The following is a 20,149-nucleotide window of genomic DNA, read 5'->3' as shown; positions in this document are numbered from 1 at the left end:
GATGGCGATCGAGATCAAGATGCCGGCACTGTCGCCGACGATGGAAGAAGGCACGCTCGCCAAGTGGCTCGTCAAGGAAGGCGACACGGTCAAGTCCGGCGACATCATGGCCGAGATCGAAACCGACAAGGCGACGATGGAATTCGAGGCGGTCGACGAAGGCACGATCGCGCAAATCCTGGTCGCCGAGGGCACTGACAATGTGAAGGTCGGCACCGTCATCGCAACGCTGGCCGCCGAGGGCGAAGAAGTATCCAAGGCAGCGCCCGCACCTGCTCCGGCGCCTGGTGCAAAGGTCGAGGACCCGGAAGTCGCGCAGGAAGCGGCCGAGAGCGGCACGCCAGAGCCACATCTGGTTGAGACTGGCGCGCGCCAGATGTTCGAGGCGGCCAAGCACGACGCCGAGGTCGCCGACCCTGAGGTCCCCGCCGGCACCGAGATGGTCAAGCTGACGCTGCGCGAGGCGCTGCGCGACGCGATGGCCGAGGAAATGCGCAAGGACGACCGCGTCTTCGTGATGGGCGAGGAAGTTGCGCAATATCAGGGCGCCTACAAGGTCACCCAGGGCCTGCTCGACGAATTCGGCGAGACACGGGTGATCGACACACCGATTACCGAATATGGCTTTGCCGGCGTCGGCACGGGTGCTGCGATGGGCGGCCTGCGTCCGATCGTCGAGTTCATGACGTTCAACTTCGCGATGCAGGCGATCGACCACATCATCAATTCGGCCGCCAAGACCAATTACATGTCGGGCGGCCAGATGCGCTGCCCGATCGTGTTCCGCGGCCCCAATGGCGCGGCGAGTCGCGTCGGCGCGCAGCATTCGCAGAATTACGGCCCCTGGTACGCCAGCGTTCCGGGGCTGATCGTGATCGCGCCGTACGATGCGGCCGATGCCAAGGGCTTGCTCAAGGCCGCGATCCGCAGCGAAGACCCGGTCGTCTTCCTCGAAAATGAGTTGCTCTACGGCCGCTCGTTCGAAGTCCCGCAGGTTGAGGATTGGGTGCTGCCGATCGGCAAGGCGCGGATCATGCGCGAAGGCAAGGACGTCACGATCGTCAGCTATTCGATCGGTGTTGGCATCAGCCTGGAAGCTGCCGACGAACTCGCCAAGGAAGGCATCGAGGCTGAAGTGGTCGACCTGCGCACCCTCCGCCCGCTCGATCGCCAGACGGTGCTCAAGAGCCTGGCCAAGACCAACCGCATCGTCGTGGTCGAGGAAGGCTGGCCGACTTGTTCGATCGCGTCCGAAGTGGCGGCGTTCGTCATGGAGGAGGGGTTCGACGACCTCGACGCGCCGGTGCTGCGCGTCGCTAACGAGGACGTGCCGCTGCCTTATGCCGCGAACCTCGAAAAGCTCGCGCTGATCTCTGCCGCCAAGGTCGTCGAGATGGTCAAGAAGGTCTGTTATCGCTGATATCGCTGTGATCGGCCCGATCCCGTTCGGGTCCCGCTTGTCGAATGCCTGCACTTCTCTCTACGAAGATGCAGGCGCTCGACAGGTGAAGCGCGAACGGGATTAGTCGGACTGGTGATGATCGGGGGCCGTTTCTGATGGTGTCGACAACGACCCTCGGCCTTGTCGGGGCGGCTCTCGCTCTGGCGATCGTTGCGACGTGCTGGATCCTATACACCGGATTGCGCGCCCGCGCCGCCGCGGCAGCGACGCTGGCGGGCAACGACAAATTGAACGCGCTGTTGGCGTCCGCCCCGGCGTTGGCGATGGTAGTGCGCGCCGATGGCCGGCTCGAATTGCCCGATCGGCTGGCCGACTGGCTGGGAGTGGTGCCCCCGCCCAAGTATCTGGCGGAACTGGTGTCGCCGGGTACCGGCCTGACCAGCGAGGACGCGGTGCTGCTTGGCGACGCGGTCACGGCGGCGCAAAAGGCAGGCGAGCCATTCACGCTGACGATACGCCCGCAGGGCTCGACGCGCATGCTCTCGGCTCGTGGCCAGCGCGCGCCTCGCGAAGTGGGGTCGCCGGGCGGCGTGATCGTCTGGTTCTTCGACGCGACCGAAAGCCAGGCGCAGATTGGCCAGTTGCGCGGCGAAGCCGCCGACCTCGGCCAGGCGTTCGCGGCCCTGCGCGGGCTGATCGAGGCGGCGCCGCTGCCCATGTGGTATCGCGGACCCGACATGCGGCTTGCGATGGTCAATTCGGCCTATGTCCGCGCAGTCGAGGCGAGCGACGCCAAGGATGTCGTGGCGCGCCAGGTCGAGTTGATCGAGGGATCGGGAATCGGCGGTCCGCTGGCCAGCGCGCTCGTTGCCCGCGATACCGATCGCCCCAACGTCCAATCGATGCCCGCGACGATCGGCGGCGCGCGGCGCATGCTCCGTATCCACGACGTACCGCTGCCGGCGCCGCCGGGAGGCGTCGCCGGATTCGCCATCGATATCGAGGATCTCGAGCAAGCGCGGGGAGGGCTGAAGCGGTTCTCTGACGCGCAGCGCGCGATGCTCGATCGCCTGTCCGCGGGCGTCGCGCAATTCGCCGCCGATCGCAGCCTCGCTTTCTGCAATCAGTCGTTCCAGCGCATGTTCGCGATGCGCAGCGAATGGCTCGCCGACCGTCCGGAGTTCGATCGCGTGCTCGAACGGATGCGTGAGGCGAATCGACTGCCGGAAGTCCGCGATTTCCCAGGTTGGAAAGCGGAGCGCCGCGACTGGTTCCTGGCGGCGACCGGCGCGATCGAGGAAACCTGGACCTTGCCGGGCGGCGTACATCTGCGTTTGGTCGGCAATCCGTTGCCCGACGGCGGGCTCTTGCTGATTTTCGAGGATCGCACGGAGCAGGTTCAGCTCGCCAGCGCGCGCGATACCTTGCTTCGCGTCCGCACCGCCACGTTCGATAATTTGTTCGAAGCCCTGGGTGTATTCGCGGGCGATGGCCGGTTGCAGATCTGGAACAACAAATTCCGCCAGTTGTGGGAATTCGACGAGGAGTTCCTGACCAGCCATCCGCGGATCGATGCGCTGGTCGAAAAGGGCGCCGCGCGGCTCGCGCAACCGGCCCGGGCAAGCGTAATCGCCGAGATCGTGCGCTCGGCGGCGGTTGGGCGGCAACAGCGCGGCGGCCGGGTCGCGTTCGCCGACGGCCGCCATTTCGAATTCGCCGGCGTGCCGCTGCCCGACGGCAACGCATTATTCACCATGCTCGACATTTCCGACAGCCGGCACATCGAACAGGCGCTGCGTGACCGCAACGAAGCGCTGGAGGCGGCCGATCAGGTCAAGACTGCGTTCGTCGCCAATATGAGCTATGAATTGCGCACTCCGCTGACCTCGATCCAGGGTTTCGCCGAAATGCTGGGCGAGGGTTATGCCGGCAAGCTCACCAAGCAGGCCGACGGCTATGTCGACGCGATCCTCGAATCGGTCGCGCGGCTGGCGGCACTGGTCGACGACGTGCTCGATTTGACTGAGGCCGATCAAAACAAGATCGAGCGATTGGCCGTCGATCTGGAAACCACCGCCTATAATGCCGCGGAGACGATCGCGCCGATCGCCAAGCGCAAGAAGGTCGATTTCGCGATTGAGGTCGTGCCGTCGACCGGGATGGTGAAAGGCGACGCCAAGAAATTGCGCCAGATGATCGAGCACCTCCTGCGCAATGCCGTGGGTGGGATCGGGGAGGGCGGGCGCGTGCTGCTCCATACCGATGGCGATGCTCGGACAGCGCGGATCGTCGTATCCGATGATGGTCCGGGAATGACACCCGACGCAATCGAGCATGCCTTCGATCGCTTTGGCGGACATGAGCGGCCAGACGACGACCGCGCCTTGGGGCTGGGCCTGCCAATCGCGCGGCAATTCGCCGAAGCGCATGGCGGGACGATCCAGTTGCTTTCGGAGCCTGGCGAGGGAACATTGCTGATTGTCGAGCTACCGCGATAGCTTGCGTCGCCAATTCGATGCGCATAATCTATGCGCATAGGAGATTGTGATGGCTAGAGTGCGTGAAGATCGGGCGCCGTTCCGCCGGCCGACCAATGTGTCGCTCGACGCACGCCTGGTCGAAGAAGCCAAGGAACTCGGCATCAACGTTTCGCGCGCGAGCGAGGAAGGGCTGGCGCGTGAGGTCAAGGCGGAGCGCGAGCGGCGCTTCAAGGAAGAGAATGCCGAGGCATTCGAGGAATGGAACAGGTTCGTCGAGAAGAATGGGCTACCGCTCGAGCGCTTCCGCCAATTCTAATGGCGCAATTTGATGTCTTTCGACCCAGGGATGGGGAGGAGTTGCTGCTCGACTGCCAGTGCAATTTCCTTGACCGGCTGCAGACGCGTTTCGTCGTCCCGCTCCTGAGCCCCGGGGATATGCCGATACGGATCGCCAAGCTGAATCCGCGCTTCGAGATCGACGGCAGGGAATTTTTTATGGCGACCCAGGGTGCGGCGACAATCCCAGCCAGGATGATCGGGACGCGCGTAGCGTCGCTGGCCGAAGATCATCACGTAATCGTCGGCGCGCTCGACATGCTTATCAGCGGCTTTTGATGCAGCTCGTCGACGCAGCCGCGAGCGAGGAATTCGGCGCCCTTCTCGCCGCTACGGTCCGCCCGGGCGACGTGATCACTCTTGCCGGTCCTCTCGGGGCGGGCAAGACGAGCATTGCGCGGGGTCTGCTCGCAGCGCTCGGACTGGAAGAGGACGCGCCGTCGCCGACTTTCGCGATCGTTCAGCCGTACGCGCCGCCCGAGACGCGGCTGCCGGTGATGCATGTCGACCTCTATCGCATCGAGCATGTCGACGAACTCGACGAACTCGGGCTCGACGAAGCGCCCGAGGAGTCAGTGCTGTTGATCGAATGGCCCGAGCGTGCGCCTGGCCGATGGCCCGATGCCTTGGCGTTGACCCTGGACTTCGCACCCGATGGCGGACGCCGCTTGACAGCAACGGTGCCCACGGCATGGGAGGGCCGATGGCCCTTGACATGAATCCACCGGCGGGGACCGCCGATTTCCTCGCCAAGCTGGGCTGGGGAGAGGGTGACGTGCTGCCGCTTGCCGGCGACGCCTCGTTCCGCCGCTATTTCCGGGTCGCCGACCACGGCCGCAGCGCGATCCTGATGGACGCGCCGCCGCCGCACGAGGATCCGCGCCCGTTCATCCAAGTCGCGCAATGGCTGGTCGCGCGCGGTTTCCCTGCGCCGGTGATCTTAGGCACCGACCTGGAGCAGGGACTGGTCCTGATCGAAGATTTCGGCGACGCCCGCATGCGCGAGACGGTCGATGCCGCGCCCGAAAGTCTGCTGCGGATGTACGAGGCGGCGGTGGACATCCTGATCCGCTTGCGCGACGAACCCGCCGGCCCGTGGCGCCCCTATGATCGCAAGGAACTGCAGCGCGAAGCCGATCTGCTGACCGAATGGTACTGCCCCGCGATCGGCGTGACGGTCGATACCGAGGGCTACGCCAAAGCCTGGGGCGAGGTGTTCGACCATGCACTGGCGGCTGAGCCCGTGACCGTGCTGCGCGATTACCATGCCGAGAATCTGATGCTGATCGGCGGGACGGAAGCGCTCGGGCTGCTCGATTTTCAGGACGCTTTGGCCGGCCATCCGGCCTATGATTTGGTGTCGCTGCTGCAGGACGCGCGGCGCGACGTCGAGCCCGAGATCGAGGCGGCGATGCTCGATCGTTATCGCCGCGTGACCGGTGCCGGGGACGATTTCGACGCCGCCTATCACATCCTCGGCGCGCAGCGGAACGCGAAGATCGTCGGCATCTTCACCCGCTTGTGGCGGCGCGACGGCAAGCCGCGCTATCCGGCGATGTGCCCGCGCGTCTGGCGCTATCTCAACCGCGACCTCGACCATCCGGCACTGGCGCCGGTAAAGACGTGGTTCGATGCCAATATCCCTGCCGACCAGCGCGGCGACCCGATGGAGATCGCTCGCGTATGACCGCGAAACGCACCTTGTCGCTGCGGCCGGACCCGGGCGGCACGGTCCCCGAAACCGCAATGGTGATGGCGGCGGGGATCGGCAAACGCATGCGTCCGCTGACCGCGACGCGACCCAAGCCGCTGATCCAGGTTGCCGGCCAGCCCTTGCTCGATCACGTGTTCGATCGCTTGCGCGCGGCGGGGATCAAGCGCGCGGTCGTCAACGTCCATTATCTCGCCGATGCGCTCGAAGCGCACCTCAAGAACCGCGTGAAGGGCGTCGACATCATCGTCTCCGACGAACGCGATCAGCTGATGGAAACCGGCGGCGGCATCGTCAAGGCACGCTACCTGATCGGCGATAAGCCGTTCGTCGTCGCCAATGCCGACAATCTATGGGTGGATGGCCCGGCGGACACGATCAAGTTGCTGGCATCGCGCTGGGATGACGATGCAATGGATGCGCTGCTGCTCATGGTGCCGCTGGCGCGCGCGCACAATCATGGCGGGCTGGGTGATTTTCACCTCGACGCCAATGGCCGCATCACCGGTCGCCGCAAGCCGGGCAGGGTGGCGCCATTCGTCTACACCGGCGTCCAGATCCTCTCGCCGCGGTTGATCCATGACTGGCCGGAGGGGCCGTTCTCGACCAACCTGTTCTGGAACCGCGCGATCGAGGCGGGTCGCGCTTATGGCTTTGTCCATCAAGGGCTGTGGTTCGACGTTGGAACGCCACCGGCCATCGCCAAGACCGAGGCTTTATTGATCGATGCCTGAGCGCGGCCTCGCGCTCTATACGATCCCTGCGCAGCGCGCATTCGCGGATGCGCTCGTCGCCGGGCTGATGAAGCGGTTCGGCGGTGACCCGATGCGACTTGCGCGGGGTCTCGTCCTCCTGCCGAACAACCGCGGGCGGCGCGCGGTCCAGGACGCGTTCGTGCGTGCGAGCGGCGGCGGGCTGTTGTTGCCCCGGCTGGTGACGATCGGCGATCCAGCACTCGATGAAGCGGCGGGCGCGATGCTCGATCCGGCCGACGACTTGGAGCCGTTGCCGCCGCCGGTCGATCCGTTGGCGCGGCGGATGATCCTGGCGCGGTTGGTTAGCGAAGAGCGTGCGCGGCAGCGCGAGCCAGTGGCCGCCGACGAGGCCGTGCGGCTGGCCGGTGCGCTGGCGCGGACGCTCGACCAGTTGCTGGTCGAGGAAGTCGCAGCGACGAAACTCGCCGAGCTCGACGTTGGGCGCGAATTGACCAGCCATTGGGAGCGTGCGCTCGACCTGTTCCGTATCGTGATCGACCGCTGGCCGGCGGAGTTGGCGCGGCTGGGCGCAATGGATGCGGCAACGCGCCGCGCGATCATGCTGCGTCGGTTGGCGGCGCGGTGGAAAGAGACGCCGCCCGCAGGTTTCATCTGTGCCGCCGGGATCACCGACCCGGCGCCGGCCGTGGCGACCCTGTTGCGACGTGTCGCCGAACTCGACGAGGCACTGGTCGTGTTCCAGGACCTCGCCACCGCGATGCCGGCCGAGGAATGGGACGCGCTCGGGCCGCACGAGCCGGATGCCAGCGGGTTCAAGGCGCGGTCGATCGAGACCCATCCGCAATTCCAGTTGAAGCTGCTGCTCGAGCGGATGAGCGTGGGACGCGGTGAAGTGAGTATCTGGCGCGAAGGCAGCGATCACGACGCGTCGGTGGCGCGCGGCAAAGCAATCGCCAACGCCTTCGCGCCCGCTGATTTCACCGGCAAGTGGACCGATCTGGAGGCGCCCGACCGACGGCTGACCGGGATTCGCGCGGTCGAGCTGGCGACGCCTGCTGACGAAGCGCAAGCGATCGCGCTGGCGTTGCGCGGTGCCTTGGAAGTCGAGGGGCGTACCGCTGCCCTGGTCACGCCCGATCGCACGCTGGCCGAGCGCGTTGCGGCGCATTGCGCGCGCTGGGGGATCGATGTCGACGATACCGCCGGCCGCCCGCTCGCAACGCGGGCGCCGGGGACGTTACTGACGATGCTGGCCGAGGCCGCCTCTCAGGACTTTGCGCCGCTCGCGTTGCTGGCACTGCTCAAGCACCCGCTCGTCCAGAGCGGCGAACCGCGCACCTTGTGGCTCGATGGCGTGCGGGCGCTCGACCGTGCGCTGCGTGGGCCGCGTCCTGCGCCGGGGCTGGCGGGCGTCGATGCGCATCTGCTCGACGGTGACGAGCGCGAGGCGTCGATCCGCGCGGCGGCGCGCCATGTCTGGCCGGAAATGCGGGGGTTGCTCGAACCCCTGGCGCACTGCTTCGGCAATGGCGAGCAACCGCTGGCGGCGATGATCGCTACATTGCGCGAAACGGCCGAAGCCCTGTGCGGTTTCGCGGTGTGGGCGGGGCCGGCGGGCCGCGCCGCGGCCGAATTGCTCGCCGACCTCGAACTGCGCGCGGTGGATGGGCCGGCCTTGGTCGATCCTGCCAGCGTCGCGCCGCTGTTGCGTACGCTGATGGAGGAAGCCGCAATCCGTCCGCCCCAGGGCGGGCATCCGCGCCTTGCGATCTACGGCCTGATCGAGGCGCGATTACAGACCGCGGACCTGACGATCCTGGGCAGTTTGAATGAGGGAACGTGGCCGGCGATCGCCGCGCCGGATCCGTGGCTGGCGCCGCGCATCCGCGCCGAACTGGGGTTGCCGGGGCTCGATCGTAGCATCGGTGTTGCCGCGCACGATTTCGCCAATGCACTGGGCGCGCCGGAAGTGCTGATCACGCGCGCGCGCCGCGACGGGCGGTCGCCGACGCTGGCCTCGCGATTCTGGCTTCGGCTCGAAGCTCTGGCGGGGGATCGCTTCGTCCGCGACCCCGATCTGGCGGCATGGGCGGCGTCGATCGACAATCCGGGCGTATACGAGCCGGCGTCGCGGCCCGAGCCATCGCCGGCGGTCGAGGACCGGCCGCGCCAGATCTCGGTTACCGAAGTCGATCGGCTCAAGGCTGACCCCTTTGCCTTTTACGCACGGCGGATGCTGCGGCTGGGCGCGATCGATCCGGTCGACGCCGAACCAAGCCCTGCCTGGCGCGGCAATCAGGTCCACGCGATCCTGGAAAGCTGGTTTCGCGAGGACGGCGCCAATCCCGACACGCTGCGCCCGCGCGCCGAGGCCTTGCTGGGCGACGTTCGCACGCATCCGATGATCCGTGCCTTGTGGGGGCCGCGGCTGATCGAAGCGGTCGACTGGATCGCGCGCGAAGTGACCGACCGCGCGGGTGAACGGACCATCCTCGCGGTCGAGGGTAAGGGCGTTTTGCAATTGGCCGGAGTGGAGCTGTCGGGCAGATTCGACCGGATCGACCGTCTCAATGACGGCGGGCTGGTGGTGGTCGACTACAAGACCGGACAGCCGCCCTCGACCGCAGCCGTGCGCGCGGGGTTCAGCCTGCAGCTCGGCTTGCTCGGGATGATTGCCGAGGCAGGCAAGTTCGCCGGGGTCTCGGGCAAAGCGCAAGGGTTTGAATATTGGTCGCTCGCCCGCAATCGATCGGGCGCGTTCGGCTACGTTGATTCGCCGTGCGACCCGAAGAAGAAGGATCCTATCCCGGTCGACGAATTCGTCGCCGAGGCGCGGCGCAATTTCACCGAGGCGGCTGAAGCTTGGCTGACCGGCGGGGCGCCGTTCACCGCCAAATTGAAACCCGAATTCGCGCCGTTCGGCGATTACGACCAGTTGATGCGCCGCGACGAATGGTATGGCCGTGAGCAGCGCTGACTCGATCCTGCCGCGGCTGGTCGACGAGCAGGCGCACGCGAGCGATCCGTCATCGCACGTCTGGCTCGCGGCGTCGGCAGGCACGGGCAAGACCCAGGTGCTGGCGGCACGCGTCTATCGTCTGCTGCTCGGCGGGACCGATCCTGGCGCGATCCTGTGCCTGACCTTCACCAAAGCTGGCGCCGCGGAAATGGCCGGGCGGATCAACCAGCGGCTGGCGCGCTGGGTGCGCGCGTCCGAGGCTGACATCCGGGCCGACCTCGCCTCGCTGGGCGAGCGCGCGACCCCGGCGCTGATCGCCCGGGCGCGGACCTTGTTCGCCAAGGTGCTCGACGCACCGGGCGGCGGGCTGCGCATCCAGACGATCCACGGTTTCTGCCAGTCACTGCTCGCCGCTTTCCCGGTCGAAGCGGGACTGACGCCGGGCTTCCGTCCGCTCGAGGCGCGCGAGGAATCGGCGCTGGCGCGGGAGACGCTGGCGCAACTGCTGGTCGATGCCGAGCGGGAGGGGCGCGACGGCGCGGTGCGCGCTGTTGGCGCGCTGAGCCTGCGGCTTGGCGAGGAAGGGGCGGAAGCTTTCCTCCGCGCCTGCGCGCGCGCGCCGGCGGCGATGGCGGCGCTGCCGATGGGCGAGGGAGTCGGCCCCTATGTCCGCCGTGCACTGATTGGAGTCGACGATGTCGAGGCGGCGATCGCGGCTGGCTGTGACGAGTTGGACGATGACCTGCTCGAGCATTTGCGCGAGCTCAATCAGGCGTGGGGCACCAAGAATGGGCTGGCCCGTGCGGACATCATCGCCACGTGGCTGGCGAGGAACGCGGAGCAGCGGACGGCGACACTCGGCGAATTACATAGCGTCTGGGCGCGGCAAGACGGTGAGCTGCGGTCGTTCGCCAAGGGGCAGGCGCCGCAGGATGAGGATTACGCGCCGATCGCGACCGACTTCCATGAGCAAGTCTCGCGCTTGATCCAGATGCGCCATCTGGCGAACTATGCCGATCTGCTCGCGGCTGGTCTCGCCGTCGGGCGCGATTACGCCTTCGCTTATCGCGCCGCCAAGCGCCGGATCGGCGCGGTCGATTTCGACGACCTGATCGACGCCGCGGTCGCCTTGTTGCGCCAGGACGGAATGGGCGATTGGGTCCGCTTCAAGCTCGATCAGGCGACCGATCATGTCCTGATCGATGAGGCGCAGGATACCAATCTGCGCCAATGGGAAATCGTCGACGCGATCGCGAGCGATTTTTTCTCCGGCCTGGGAAGCCGCGGCGACCGGCGGCGGACATTGTTCACCGTCGGCGATTATAAACAGGCGATCTTCGGCTTCCAGGGCACCGACCCGCTCAATTTCCGCTGGGCCGAACGCCATTTCCGCGACCTCGCCGAGGTGACGAGCGACATTAGCGAGATCGAGCCGACGCCATTCGAGCAGCTCGCGCTGACTTCATCGTTCCGCTCGACCCAGCCGATCCTCGATTTCATCGATGCCGCGATCGGCGTGCTGCCCGGCGGCGGGCTGGGCGTGGACGACAATCAACGGCATTCGAGCAAGGTCGAGGGTCCGGGTCAGGTCAATCTGTGGGCGCCGACCCTGGCCGGCGAAGAGGATGAAGGCGAGGAGGGCTGGGTCGCCGATGCGGTGCGCGCACATGCAACGCGTATCGCGGCTCAGGTCAAGGCATGGCTCGACCCCAACGATCCGCTGATCCTCGAGAGCAAGGGCCGGCCGCTCCGCCCCGAGGATGTGATGATCCTGGTTAAGCGCCGCGGCGAACTTGCCTCGTTGATCGTGGCGCGGCTCTATGCCGAGGGCGTAGCGGTCGCGGGTGTCGACCGCTTGCGGCTGACCGCGCCGCTGGCGGTGCAGGATCTGCTCGCGGCGATCCGTTTCGTGCTGCAGCCGCAGGACGATCTAGCGCTCGCCAGCCTGCTCGTCTCGCCACTGATCGGCTGGACACAGGACGAGCTGATGCATGCGGCGATGAAGCGTCGCGGCGGCTTGTGGGCGCATCTCCAGGCGACGCAGTCAGCAGAGCGCATAGCGCCGCTCGCTGCGATGCTGCGACGCGCGGACTTCACTACGCCCTATGTCTTCCTCGAGGAAATGCTGACGGGGGCCCTCGACGGGCGGCGCAAGCTGATCCGCCGCCTGGGGCAGGAGGCACGCGATCCAATCGACGAGTTGCTCAATGCCGCGCTCGAATTCGAACGCGTCGCGATCCCCTCGCTGCAACGCTTCCTCGACTGGTTCGACCGCGGCGATGTCGAGATCGTGCGCGATCCGTCGCAGCCGCTCGACGCGGTTCGCGTGATGACCGCGCACGGCGCCAAGGGGCTGCAGGCCCCGCTGGTGATCCTGGCCGACGCCACCGCCGATCCGGAGGCGCGGCCGCGCTCGACGCTCGACTGGCAAGCCGACCAGGATACCAAACTGCCCGTGTTCCGTCCGCGCAAGGAACAGCGCTCTGGGGCATTGGCGGAGGCGATCGCGACGGCGGACGCGCGCGAACTCGCCGAGCATTGGCGGCTGTTCTATGTCGCGGCGACGCGCGCCGAGGAGCGGCTGGAGATCGCAGGGTCACTCGGGCCACGGTCGAAAGGGGTGCCGTCGACCAACAGCTGGTATGCGGCGGCGGAAGCGGCGCTCACGGCGCTGGGGGCGGCCGAGCGCGAAAGCGAGGGTCCACGCCGTTCCTTTGCCGGGCACGATCCGCAGCCTCCCGTGCGCGCGCGGCCATCGCGCGTCGCGGAGACGCGCAGCGTCGCCTTGCCGGATTGGGCATTCCTGCCCGCGCCGATCGAAGCGCGGCCGCCACGCCCGCTCGCGCCCTCGTCGGTCGGCGAGGACGATGTGTCCGATCCGCCGCCGTCGGTGGCCATGCGCACCGCGGCTGAACGCGGACGGCTGATCCATGCGCTGTTCGAACGATTGCCGGCACTGGCACCCGATCGTCGCACAGCGGCCGCCGAACGCTGGCTGGCTAACGTCGGTCAGGTCGCCGATGCCGCCATCCGGAGCGACTTGATCTCAACGGTGCTCGCGGTGCTCGACGATCCCGCGCATGGCGATCTGTTCGGCGCCAATTCACTGGGGGAGGCGCCTATTTCGGCGGTGGTACCCGGCGGATACGTCATCGCCGGCACCGTCGACCGGCTGTTGGTCGAACCGGATCGCGTCCGTGTGATCGATTTCAAGACCGGCCGGCGTGTACCGCTGGGGCTGGACGAAGTGCCGGTTTTCCACCTGCGCCAGATGGCGGCCTATGCCGAGGCGCTGCGCGTCATCTTCCCCGGGCGACGGATCGAAGCGGCGTTGCTCTACACCGCGGCGCCGCGCCTGTTCGATCTGCCCGATGACGTGCTGGCGGGACACAAGCCTGGCTTTGTCATCACGGAGCAAAGCTAGCACGCCACCCGTTGAGCATGGGCCACGCCGCGCCTACATTTACACCAAAGGAGATTCCCCAATGGCAACCAAGCATATCAGCGACGACAGTTTCCAGGCGGACGTGCTCGAGTCCGACAAGCCGGTGCTGGTCGATTTCTGGGCCGAATGGTGCGGCCCGTGCAAGATGATCGGGCCGAGCCTGGAAGAGATTTCGGAAGAGCTCGGCGAGCAGGTGACCATCGCCAAGCTCAATATCGACGATCATCCCGACGCCCCGGCGAAGTATGGCGTGCGCGGCATCCCGACGATGATCCTGTTCAAGGGCGGCAGCCCGGCAGCGACCAAGATCGGCGCCGAGCCCAAGGGTCGGATCAAGGCCTGGCTGGAAGGCGAACTTGCCTGAGCCTGCCGTCATCGTAACGAAAAAGGGGCCGCATCCATAGGGTGCGGCCTTTTTCGAAGGGAGACCGATGACTTCGATTCGCCGCATGGGTGATGGTTACGAGCCGCACGTCGACGATGTCGGCGGCCGACTGATATACTCGCTGCCGGTCGATTCCAGTATCGCCACCTCGGATTTCTCGTTCGACATCACCCCCAAAGACCTCGCTATCCTGCTGGACGATTCCTACCGGCGCGCGATGCTGGCGGTGATCGCGCATACGGTGCTGCAGCGGTCGATGATCCGTGGCAATCCACCGGTCGATCAGGACGAGTTCGACGGCCTCGTGAGCAGCGTATTGCGGTCGTCGGACGACGATCTGGAAGCCTTCGCCGATGGCATCGATCGCGAGCACAACATCCGCGTGCGAATCTATGTCGAACAGGAACTGACACGACGCAGAGCGCAGGGCATTTGAGCGAGGGAACCGCGCCCTCGCGGACGCGGCCCCATCTATCTACCGGTAATAATCGTGGCGCTCAGCGCCATCGAAAGCGGCCGCTGGTCAGGCAACACGACTTGAAACCGACGGCCGGACCCGCACGGGCACGGATCGTTGCGCCCGAGTTTTTCGACGAGTTCTATGTCGCCATGAACGAAGCGCAGGCCGCGCTTCACGCGTGTTTCGGACGGATAGCCCTTACGCCGTTTCGAGCTGACCTCGAAAGCAGGGCAGGTCGGCGAGTTGGTCGATGCGATGCATGATGGCCTCCCTTGGTCGCGCCACGGGATCGCGGCGGGCGGCCCCTGTGGCCGCGCTCGGCGACGCCGTCAAGTGAGCGGGATCATCACCTGGCTGGCATAACCGGGCCGCGATTGCAGGCGGTTGTACCAGTCGGCGAGGTTGGGGAGGTCGGGCCGCTCGATATCGAGCGTGAACCAGGTGTGGACATAGACGCCCATCGGCACGTCGCCGACGCCGAAATCCTCGCCCGACAGCCACGGCGTCTGCGCGAGATAGCGGTCGAGGATCGCCATCAGCTCGCCGCAACGCTGCGCCGAGCGCGCGACTGCTGCCATGTCGCGTTTGTCGGGCGCAGTGCGCACGAGATTGACGAACGCGTCGAGTTGTACCGGCGCATAGCCGTTCTGCCACTCCATCCAGCGATCGCCGAGCGCGCGCAATTGCGGTTCGTCGGGCCACCAGCGCGCGCCGCCGTGGCGCGGGGCGAGATAGCGCAGGATCGCGTTCGATTCCCACAGGATGAAGCCGTTATCGTCGATGGTCGGGATCAGCGCATTGGGATTCATCGCCAGATAGGCGTCGCTCATGCCGAATTGCCCGCCGATATCGTGGCGGACGAAGGACAGTCCCAGTTCCTCGGCGAACCAGGCGACTTTCTTGACATTATGCGAGTTGAGCCGGCCCCAGATCGTCAACATGTCGTTCTGCTCCGCCAAATCAACTACGGTAATCGGCATTGATCGAGATGTAGCCGTGCGTGAGATCGCAGGTCCACACCGTGGCTCGCCCATCGCCCAGGCCGAGATCGACTCCGATATTAATCTCCTTGCCGTTGAGATGCGCGGCGACCGGCGCCTCGTCATATCCTTCGACCGCGAGACCGTTCAGGGCGACCTGGGTCTCGCCGAAGCGGATCGCCACGCGGTCGCGCTCGGCGCGCTCGCCGGCTTTGCCCACCGCCATGACGACACGGCCCCAATTGGCGTCCTCTCCGGCGATTGCTGTCTTGACCAAAGGCGAGTTGGCGATGCTCATTCCGATGCGATGCGCGCTGGCGTCGCTTTCGGCGCCAGTCACTTCGATCGCGATGAACTTGGTGGCGCCTTCGCCGTCCCGTACGACGAGGTGCGCGAGTTGCAGACAGAGGTCGTTGAGCGCCGCGGCGAACGCGTCGGCCCCAGGATCGTCGTCATGCGCGATCGCGACATTGCCGGCGGCGCCCGTCGCGAAGGCAAGCACGGTATCGCTGGTCGAGGTGTCGCCATCGACCGTGATGCACGAGAAACTGCGCGTATTGGCGCGGGCGAGCGCTGCCTGCAGCCAGGCGGGATCGACCGCAGCGTCGGTGAAGATGAAGCCGAGCATCGTCGCCATGTCAGGCGCGATCATGCCCGACCCCTTGATGATCCCGACCAGGCTGACCGGCTTGCCGTCGACCACCGCGCGCGTCACCGCCGCCTTGGCGAAGGTATCGGTGGTCATGATCGTAGCGGCCGCGTCTTCCCAACCACACGGTTCTGCGGCGAAGGCGGCGGCGAGCCCGGCTTCGGCCTTGTCCAGCGGCAATGGCACGCCGATCACACCGGTCGAAGCGACAAACACGTCTGACGGCTGGCACTCCAAATGGCGCGCGACGCTGGCGACCAGCCCTTCTACCGCGTGGCGTCCGCGATCGCCGGTAAAGGCATTCGAATTGCCGGCGTTGACGACAAGCGCGCGGGCGCGGCCCAGGACGAGCGCAGCGCGGCACCAATCTACCTCGGGCGACGCGCAGCGGCTCTTGGTCAACACGCCGGCGACCGCCGTCCCGGACGCCAGCTCGACATAGGTCAGGTCGCAGCGATCCCAGGTCTTGTACTGCGCTTTCGCGACGCGGCGAGTGATCCCCGCAACGTCGGGCAGGTCGGGAAAGGCGGCGGGGGCGAGGGGGGAGCGATCGGTCATGGCGGCCCTCATAGAGCCGTGTGCCGGACAGGCAAAGGCGGCGGTGACAAGTCGGGTCGGGTTGGGCTAGCGTGACGCCAATTGGGGAGAAAAACATGCGTATTGCCATTGTTCTGGCATTGGCCGCTTTTGCGTTTCCTAGCGTTGCTCAGGCGCAGGATGACGACGAGCCGATCCCGACCGCGAAGCCGATCGGCAATCCGGGCAGCTGGATTCCCCAAGACGGCTATCCTCCAGCGGCGCGCGCGACCGGCGAGCAGGGACGGGTCAGCTTCACTTTGTCGATCGACGACACCGGACGCGTGACCGATTGCAAGGTCACCAAGAGCTCCGAATCGCCGCTGCTCGACGAAACGACGTGCAATTTCATGACCGCCAATGGCCGGTTCGAAGTGCCACGAAACAAGAAGAACAAGCCGACGCCGAGCAAATGGAGCTCGTCGATGATGTGGAAGCTGGAAACGCCACCGCCCGAACCGGCGCCCAACGGCGCGATCACACCGGTAACCGCTGCTGCACCGCAGGGAGGCAGTCCGGTAACTCCGCTCCAAAATCCGGGCAGTTGGGTCCGCGACTCCGAGGTTCCGGCGTCGGCTAGGAAGGGAAGTGGGACCGTCTCCGTGCGCCTTGACGTGGCACCCAGCGGAATGGTCTCTGGCTGTTCAATCATCAAGAGCGACGCGTCGCCTGCCCTTAATGTAGCGACGTGTGCGATGTTCACCCGCAACGGCCGATTCAAGCCCGCGCGCGACGCATCCGGCAAGGCGATTGCCTCGACCTACACGGTGCCTGGAATTCATTACACCTTTTGACAGGCAGCCATTCGGCGCGCCGGCGATCGCCAAGGTGCGCAGAAAAACCATGCCACGGGTCCGACAAGACAGACGCAACCGCGAAAACGTGGAGAGTATTTGATAGACCTTTGCCAGACGCGACCCTATGTCACCGTCCGTCATAATCGATGAAGTAGCGCTCGCTTGAACCTGATCCTGCTCCTGTCTGCCTTGTTGTCCGCATTCAGCGGCACGGCCGGCGCCCGTGCGGCGCAGGTGCCGACCACGCTCAGCAGCGCGGTGGTGGCGACGGCGGTCAAGGCGACCGCCGAGGTGCGGCGTCAGGTCGCGGCGCGGCCGATCCAGGCGATCGCCGGGCCGGTCCATGCCGTGATTTCGGCGCTGCCGGTTTTCGCTCTGTCGGACGCGATTCCCGCCTTTGCGAGCCGTCGGCGCGAATAGCGCCCGCGCAACCACGTCCTTTTCTATCTAATCAGCGCGGCCCCGCGGGCTCGCGCGCACTCCATATAACAGGAAATCATCATGCTCGGCGGACTCGCCAAATCCATTTTCGGGTCGTCCAACGACCGGTACGTCAAGTCGCTCGGCGGCATCGTCAACACGATCGCGAGTTTCGAGCCCGCGCTCCAGGCGATGGACGACGCGACCCTCGCCAATCAGACCGTGCTGTTCCGTGAGCGCCTGGCCAATGGCGAGAAGCTCGACGACCTTTTGCCCGAGGCGTTTGCCACGGTGCGTGAGGCGGCCAGTCGGGTCCTCGGCCAGCGCCATTATGACGTCCAGATGGTCGGTGGTATCGTCCTCCATCGCGGCGAGATCGCCGAGATGCGGACGGGTGAGGGCAAGACGCTGGTGGCGACGCTGGCGGTGTACCTCAATGCGCTGCCGGGCGCCGGCGTCCATGTCATCACGGTCAACGACTATCTGGCCAAGCGCGACGCTGAGTGGATGGGGCAGGTGTATACCTTCCTGGGTCTGACCGTCGGGGTTATCATCCCGAACTTGACCGACCATCAGCGTAAGGAAGCCTACGCCGCCGACATCACTTACGGCACCAACAACGAATTCGGCTTCGACTATCTGCGCGACAATATGAAGTACGAGCGCGACCAGATGGTCCAGCGCCCATTCTCGATGGCGATCGTCGACGAGGTTGATTCGGTGTTGATCGACGAAGCGCGCACGCCGCTGATCATTTCCGGGCCGACCGACGACAAGTCCGAACTGTACAAGAGCGTCGATGCGGTGGTGAAACAGCTCGCGCCCGAGCTCTACGAAAAGGACGAGAAGCAGAAATCGATCATCCTGACCGAGGAGGGGACCGAAACGGTGGAGCGAATGCTCGAGACCGCCGGGCTGCTCGAAGGCACCAATCTCTATGATTTCGAGAATACCCAGGTGGTTCACCATTTGAACCAGTCGCTGCGCGCCAACATGATGTTCAAGCGCGACATCGATTACATCGTCAAGGACGGCAAGGTCATCATCATCGACGAGTTTACCGGGCGCATGATGGACGGCCGGCGCTGGTCGGACGGCCTGCACCAGGCGGTCGAGGCCAAGGAAGGTGTCGAGATCGAGCCTGAGAACCAGACGATGGCCTCGATCACCTTCCAGAATTATTTCCGCATGTATCCCAAACTGGCGGGCATGACCGGCACCGCCGCGACCGAGGCGGCGGAATTCTACGACATCTACAAGATGAACGTCGTGTCGATCCCGACCAACGTGCCGGTGCGCCGCATTGACGAGGAAGACACGTTCTACAAGGATATCCACGACAAGTTTCGGGGTATCGCCAAGGCGATCAAGGTCCAGGCTGAACTGGGCCAGCCGGTGCTGGTCGGTACCGTGTCGATCGAGAAGTCCGAAATGCTGTCCGAATTCCTCCATGAGGAACAGGTCGAGCACAAGGTGCTGAACGCGCGCTATCACGAGATGGAAGCGCATATCGTTGCCCAGGCGGGCCGCAAGGGCGCGGTCACCATCGCGACCAACATGGCCGGCCGCGGCACCGATATTCAGCTGGGCGGCAATCTCGATTTCCGGATCGAGGACGAATTGAACGATGTCCCCGAAGGGCCTGAGCGCGACGCCGCGATCGAGCGCATTCGTCAGGAGATCGCGGTCGAGAAGCAGGAAGTGCTGGCGGCGGGCGGCCTGTTCGTGCTCGGCACGGAGCGGCATGAGAGCCGGCGCATCGACAACCAGTTGCGCGGTCGTTCGGGCCGCCAGGGCGACCCCGGTTTGTCGCGTTTCTACCTCAGCCTCGACGACGATCTGCTGCGCATCTTCGGTCCGAACACCTTGTTCGCCAAGATGATGCGATCGAGCCTGGAAGACGGCGAAGCATTGCCGCCGTCGCGCTGGATGTCCAAGGCGATCGAGACCGCGCAGAAGAAGGTCGAAGCGCGCAACTACGACGTCCGCAAGCAGGTCGTCGAATATGACGACGTCATGAACGACCAGCGCAAGGTCATCTACGAGCAGCGCAACGACATCATGGATGCCGAAACCGTCGGCGACGTGGTGGTCGACATGCGGACGGAGACGATCAACACGATCGTCAGCGATCATTGCCCGCCCAATTCCTATCCCGAGCAATGGGATGTCGAGGGGATGAAGGCCAAGGTCTCCGAAATGCTCGGGATAGAACCGCCGATCGACGACTGGCTCAAGGAAGAAGCGGTCGATGTCGAGATGGTCGAGGAGCGGCTGAACGAGGCGGCGGCGGCATTGGTCGATGCCAAGGCAGCCGAGATCGAGCCCGAAACCTGGACGACGATCGAAAAATCGATCCTGATCCAGAATCTCGATCATCACTGGAAAGAGCATCTCGCGACGCTCGATGCGCTGCGCCAGGTCATCCATTTGCGCGCTTATGCCCAGAAGACGCCGATCAACGAATATAAGCAGGAAGCGTTCGCGTTGTTCGAGCGCATGCTGGGATCGATCCGCGAGGACGTGACCAAGGTGCTGGCGACCGCCGAATTCCGCTTCCAGCCGCCGCCCGAACTTCCCGAACTGCCCGATTTCATCACCCAGCATTTCGACCCGTTCTCGGGCGATGACGACAGTGCGGATATCGACGGCGCGTCGCGTGCGCTGGGCGATCTCGGTCTGCCGCCGCTGTCGATCGTTCGGCCCGAACAGCCCGATCTGGGCGAGGATCCGAAGGATTGGGAAGGCAAGGTCAGCCGCAACGCCCCGTGTCCGTGCGGCTCGGGGCTCAAGTACAAGCACTGCCACGGCCAGATCGCGTAGTGGGGGTCAA

The 20,149-nt window shown here is 65.5% G+C and carries 17 protein-coding genes; 14 read left to right on the top strand and 3 right to left on the bottom strand.

Annotated elements, in window-relative coordinates; genetic code table 11:
- The first annotated feature begins 1 nt into the window (after nucleotide 1).
- The 11 genes from SAS01S_RS05915 to SAS01S_RS05865 all read left to right on the top strand — a co-directional run bounded on the left by SAS01S_RS05915 (nucleotide 2) and on the right by SAS01S_RS05865 (nucleotide 13,870).
- Nucleotides 2–1,420 (top strand): pyruvate dehydrogenase complex E1 component subunit beta, encoded by a 1,419-nt coding sequence (locus SAS01S_RS05915; RefSeq protein WP_066806175.1) that lies wholly within the window; start codon nucleotides 2–4, stop codon nucleotides 1,418–1,420.
- 137 nt (nucleotides 1,421–1,557) lie between these two features.
- The gene (locus SAS01S_RS05910; RefSeq protein WP_066806173.1) at nucleotides 1,558–3,900 is read left to right on the top strand and encodes a sensor histidine kinase; all 2,343 of its coding nucleotides are present in this window, start codon (nucleotides 1,558–1,560) and stop codon (nucleotides 3,898–3,900) included.
- A 49-nt stretch (nucleotides 3,901–3,949) separates the two neighbouring features.
- Nucleotides 3,950–4,198, top strand: a complete 249-nt coding sequence (locus SAS01S_RS05905; protein ID WP_066806171.1) for a type II toxin-antitoxin system CcdA family antitoxin — start codon at nucleotides 3,950–3,952, stop codon at nucleotides 4,196–4,198.
- Nucleotides 4,141–4,497 (top strand): CcdB family protein, encoded by a 357-nt coding sequence (locus SAS01S_RS05900; protein ID WP_369405715.1) that lies wholly within the window; start codon nucleotides 4,141–4,143, stop codon nucleotides 4,495–4,497. Before SAS01S_RS05905 ends, SAS01S_RS05900 begins: the two co-directional genes overlap by 58 nt.
- Nucleotides 4,497–4,937: a tRNA (adenosine(37)-N6)-threonylcarbamoyltransferase complex ATPase subunit type 1 TsaE gene (tsaE, locus tag SAS01S_RS05895; protein ID WP_066806168.1), complete on the top strand. Its 441-nt coding sequence runs from the start codon at nucleotides 4,497–4,499 to the stop codon at nucleotides 4,935–4,937. Before SAS01S_RS05900 ends, tsaE begins: the two co-directional genes overlap by 1 nt.
- On the top strand, nucleotides 4,934–5,905 hold the full coding sequence (locus SAS01S_RS05890; protein WP_174544941.1) for an aminoglycoside phosphotransferase family protein: 972 nt from the start codon (nucleotides 4,934–4,936) through the stop codon (nucleotides 5,903–5,905). Before tsaE ends, SAS01S_RS05890 begins: the two co-directional genes overlap by 4 nt.
- Nucleotides 5,902–6,663, top strand: a complete 762-nt coding sequence (locus tag SAS01S_RS05885) for a nucleotidyltransferase family protein (RefSeq protein ID WP_066806164.1) — start codon at nucleotides 5,902–5,904, stop codon at nucleotides 6,661–6,663. Before SAS01S_RS05890 ends, SAS01S_RS05885 begins: the two co-directional genes overlap by 4 nt.
- Entirely contained in the window at nucleotides 6,656–9,622 is a 2,967-nt protein-coding gene (gene addB, locus SAS01S_RS05880) for a double-strand break repair protein AddB (RefSeq protein ID WP_066806162.1), read from the top strand. Before SAS01S_RS05885 ends, addB begins: the two co-directional genes overlap by 8 nt.
- Nucleotides 9,603–13,028, top strand: coding sequence for a double-strand break repair helicase AddA (gene addA / locus SAS01S_RS05875; RefSeq protein WP_066806160.1), 3,426 nt, complete (start codon nucleotides 9,603–9,605; stop codon nucleotides 13,026–13,028). Before addB ends, addA begins: the two co-directional genes overlap by 20 nt.
- Nucleotides 13,029–13,089: 61 nt before the next feature.
- Nucleotides 13,090–13,413, top strand: a complete 324-nt coding sequence (trxA, locus tag SAS01S_RS05870) for a thioredoxin TrxA (RefSeq protein WP_066806158.1) — start codon at nucleotides 13,090–13,092, stop codon at nucleotides 13,411–13,413.
- A 67-nt stretch (nucleotides 13,414–13,480) separates the two neighbouring features.
- Nucleotides 13,481–13,870 carry a hypothetical protein gene (locus SAS01S_RS05865; protein ID WP_066806156.1) on the top strand — a complete coding sequence of 130 codons (390 nt, stop codon included), beginning with the start codon at nucleotides 13,481–13,483 and terminating at the stop codon, nucleotides 13,868–13,870.
- A gap of 35 nt (nucleotides 13,871–13,905) precedes the next feature.
- Here the strand turns inward: SAS01S_RS05865 and SAS01S_RS23320 are convergent, their stop codons facing one another.
- The 3 genes from SAS01S_RS23320 to argJ form a co-directional block, all read right to left on the bottom strand.
- Nucleotides 13,906–14,070, bottom strand: a complete 165-nt coding sequence (locus SAS01S_RS23320; protein ID WP_218016253.1) for an SEC-C metal-binding domain-containing protein — start codon at nucleotides 14,068–14,070, stop codon at nucleotides 13,906–13,908.
- 153 nt (nucleotides 14,071–14,223) lie between these two features.
- The gene (locus SAS01S_RS05860) at nucleotides 14,224–14,835 is read right to left on the bottom strand and encodes a glutathione S-transferase family protein (RefSeq protein WP_066806265.1); all 612 of its coding nucleotides are present in this window, start codon (nucleotides 14,833–14,835) and stop codon (nucleotides 14,224–14,226) included.
- 19 nt (nucleotides 14,836–14,854) lie between these two features.
- A complete protein-coding gene (argJ, locus tag SAS01S_RS05855; protein ID WP_066806155.1) occupies nucleotides 14,855–16,081 on the bottom strand; it encodes a bifunctional glutamate N-acetyltransferase/amino-acid acetyltransferase ArgJ in 1,227 nt (408 codons plus the stop codon).
- A gap of 95 nt (nucleotides 16,082–16,176) precedes the next feature.
- Here argJ and SAS01S_RS05850 point away from each other — a divergent pair, with 95 nt between their 5' ends.
- The 3 genes from SAS01S_RS05850 (at nucleotide 16,177) to secA (ending at nucleotide 20,139) form a co-directional block, all read left to right on the top strand.
- Entirely contained in the window at nucleotides 16,177–16,893 is a 717-nt protein-coding gene (locus tag SAS01S_RS05850) for a TonB family protein (protein ID WP_084238566.1), read from the top strand.
- A gap of 165 nt (nucleotides 16,894–17,058) precedes the next feature.
- Complete coding sequence (locus tag SAS01S_RS05845) at nucleotides 17,059–17,316, top strand: hypothetical protein (protein WP_066806153.1); 258 nt, start codon at nucleotides 17,059–17,061, stop codon at nucleotides 17,314–17,316.
- Nucleotides 17,317–17,397: 81 nt separating this feature from the next.
- Nucleotides 17,398–20,139: a preprotein translocase subunit SecA gene (secA, locus tag SAS01S_RS05840; protein ID WP_066806152.1), complete on the top strand. Its 2,742-nt coding sequence runs from the start codon at nucleotides 17,398–17,400 to the stop codon at nucleotides 20,137–20,139.
- Nucleotides 20,140–20,149 lie beyond the last annotated feature (10 nt).

Source organism: Sphingomonas asaccharolytica NBRC 15499 (assembly GCF_001598355.1).
GTDB lineage: Bacteria > Pseudomonadota > Alphaproteobacteria > Sphingomonadales > Sphingomonadaceae > Sphingomonas > Sphingomonas asaccharolytica.
Note: the sequence above shows the minus strand (reverse complement) of the source record. Positions and strands in the feature narration are given on the sequence as shown.